We start from the raw sequence: 2,652 nt of genomic DNA on the forward strand, positions 1-2,652 counted from the left end.
TCACCGACCGAGAGCCCGCTGACACCGTCGCCGACGTCGACCACGACCCCGGAGAACTCATGAGACGGGATGACCGGAGTGCGGTCGACACCGCCGACGACCCACGTCTCGGGCCAGCTCAGTTCGTCGAACGTGATCGCCGCCGCGTCGACGCTGACCAGCACCTCACCCGGGCCCGGGGTCGGCGTTGGCGAAGGTTCGTAGATAAGCACCTCGGGACCACCCTGGGTGTGCGCCCGCAACGCCATCATGCATCCCATGGGATCTCGGCCCTCCTCTCGTGTCGTTGATTGCCGTCACGATTGCAGCCGCTGAGCAGTCATGAGGCTTCTCTCTGGAATCGTCGGACGGTGTCTCCGCGGCAGCTGACCGTGCCGTATCCGGGTGCCACCGCCGTGACGAGCGGGGCCGGATCGCTCGTGCGGCCCGGCCCCACCGCGGCCCCGGTCCAGGGTTGCCGCAAGGTCCCGTGACATCGGACGCCCCGGTGCTCGTACCGCTGAAGCGGCCTAGTTTCGGCCCGCCATGACCCCGCCGTCGACGTTCAGGATCGCGCCTGTCACCCAGGCCGCCTGACCGGACAACAGGAAGGTGATCGCCGAGGCGACGTCCTGCGCGGAGCCGACCCGCCCCAGCGGATGCAGCCCGCTGAAGCTTTCGAGCGTCTCCTGCACCTGCTCTGCCGGGATGAACCCTTCGTACAGTGGGGTGGCGACGACCGCCGGCGCGACTGCGTTGACGCGAATGCCGTGCGAGGCGAGCTCGATCGCGAGGTTGTGGGTGAGCGCGTGGAGCCCGGCCTTGGCCATCGAGTACCCGGCCGAGGGCGTGAGACCGATCGCCTGATGCGCCCACATGCTCCCGATGTTCACGATCGAACCGCCCCGACCGCCCGCGATCATTCCGTTCACCAGGGTCTGTGTCAGAAAGAACAGCGCACGATTCAGCTCGAGGTAGGAGTCATAGAAGGCCGGGTCGTAGTCAACAAAGTCGCGCGGGATGAAGAACCCGGCCGCGTTCACCAGGAGCGTGGCGTCCGCATGTTCCTCCGCCAGCTGTTTTTGCACATTCTCCACTTCATCGCGCCGCGTGATGTCGGCGGTGATGCCCCAGACTTTGCCCGCCGATAGGGCTCTTACCGTGTCTTCCACGCGCCCTCGATCACGCCCGATGATCACGGCGCTACCGCCGCCCGCAACTACGTTGAGGGCGGCAGCACGACCCATACCGCTGCTGCCCCCGACTACAACGAGCTTCTGACCTTCGAAACCCTCGGTCATCATTCTGGCCCTTCTCGCGCCGATCCGTGATCGAGGCGCAGATACAGACGACACGAACTGCTAGTCACGAAGGCAGGTGTGTTGTGCCGCCGTTGTCGTCGATTGAGTTCACAACCCGCCCAGCCGCGTGACTACGCAGTCAACGCGGCTGCCGGCGCCGGGTGCCGGCCATGGGCTGCCGGCCCCGCGACGCGCCGGCAGTAGCCGGCGTCGGGGATCGACATGCTCACCAGACCGCGCGGCCCTGTCTACCCGGCAAAATGCGGACCGTCAAGTCCAGTATTGGGAGCCCGTCCACACCGGGCAGCGCCCGCGTCTACCGGAGGTAGACCAGGCAATAAGGGACAAAATATCGGTCGTCGGCCTCGCGTGCGCTATCGATCTCGGGTGCCGACGAGCCGCTAAGATGGACTTGACAGTCCGCTCGTGGGCGGCGATAGTCGGCCGGGCGACCCAGCGACGTCAGCTCGTCCTGCCCTGACCCGATGGCCATTCCCAGCGGTGGGGTAGGCAATCAGGCCTTCTGAGACTGTCGCGGTTCGGGGTCGGGCCCGTAGCCGCGGGCCGCGCCATCGGCAAAGGCCTGTGCCCGCTGTCGAGGACTCGCTCGTAGAAGACCGCTTGATCCAGTGGGCTGGTTGGTCCGGGAGGCGATATGACGCAGCTTGTTGCGGCTCCGGTCGGTGCTCGTGCGGCGCCGGTGCGCCGTGCGGCCACGGGGACGGTTCTGGCGAGGATGTTGCGGACGACGGATCCGAAGGACATCGCGATCCTGTATCTGGTGACGTCGTTCGTGTTCTTTCTGGCCGGTGGGGCGATGGCGTTGTTGATGCGCGCGGAGCTCGCTCGTCCCGGTCTGCAGTTCTTGTCGAACGAGCAGTACAACCAGCTGTTCACGATGCATGGCACGATCATGCTGCTGCTGTATGCGACGCCGATCGTGTTCGGTTTCGCCAACTACATCGTGCCGCTGCAGATCGGCGCCCCTGACGTGGCGTTTCCGCGGCTCAACGCCTTCTCGTACTGGCTGTTCCTGTTCGGTGGGTTGATCGTGCTGTCGGGCTTCTTGACGCCGGGCGGGCCCGCCGACTTCGGCTGGACCGCCTACACGCCCCTGTCCGGCGCGGTCCACACCCCGGGGGCCGGTGCGGACCTGTGGATCGTCGGCTTGGTCGTCGGAGGACTGGGCACGATCTTGGGGGCCGTCAACTTCATCACCACCATCGTCTGCATGCGCGCGCCCGGTATGACGATGTTCCGGATGCCGATCTTCACCTGGAACATCCTCATCACCGCGATCCTGATCCTCGTCGCGTTCCCCGAGCTCACCGCGGCGCTGCTCGGGCTGCTGGCCGACCGGCAGCTCGGCGCC

Annotated in this window: 3 protein-coding genes; 1 reads left to right on the forward strand and 2 read right to left on the reverse strand. The window is 66.4% G+C overall.

The window, feature by feature from the left end; genetic code table 11:
• Together ABD743_RS19740 and ABD743_RS19745 are read right to left on the reverse strand one after the other, a co-directional pair.
• A partial coding sequence (locus ABD743_RS19740) for an alcohol dehydrogenase catalytic domain-containing protein (protein WP_344723598.1) occupies positions 1-260 on the reverse strand: 260 nt, incomplete at its 3' end.
• Positions 261-509: 249 nt separating this feature from the next.
• Positions 510-1,283, reverse strand: a complete 774-nt coding sequence (locus tag ABD743_RS19745) for an SDR family NAD(P)-dependent oxidoreductase (RefSeq protein WP_344723599.1) — start codon at positions 1,281-1,283, stop codon at positions 510-512.
• Between the two features lie 652 nt (positions 1,284-1,935).
• Between ABD743_RS19745 and ABD743_RS19750 the strand changes: the two genes are divergently transcribed.
• Positions 1,936-2,652: cbb3-type cytochrome c oxidase subunit I (locus ABD743_RS19750; protein ID WP_344723600.1), on the forward strand; the 717-nt coding region annotated here is incomplete at its 3' end.

Origin of the sequence: Pseudonocardia yunnanensis (genome assembly GCF_039534065.1) — a bacterium.
GTDB lineage: Bacteria > Actinomycetota > Actinomycetes > Mycobacteriales > Pseudonocardiaceae > Pseudonocardia > Pseudonocardia yunnanensis.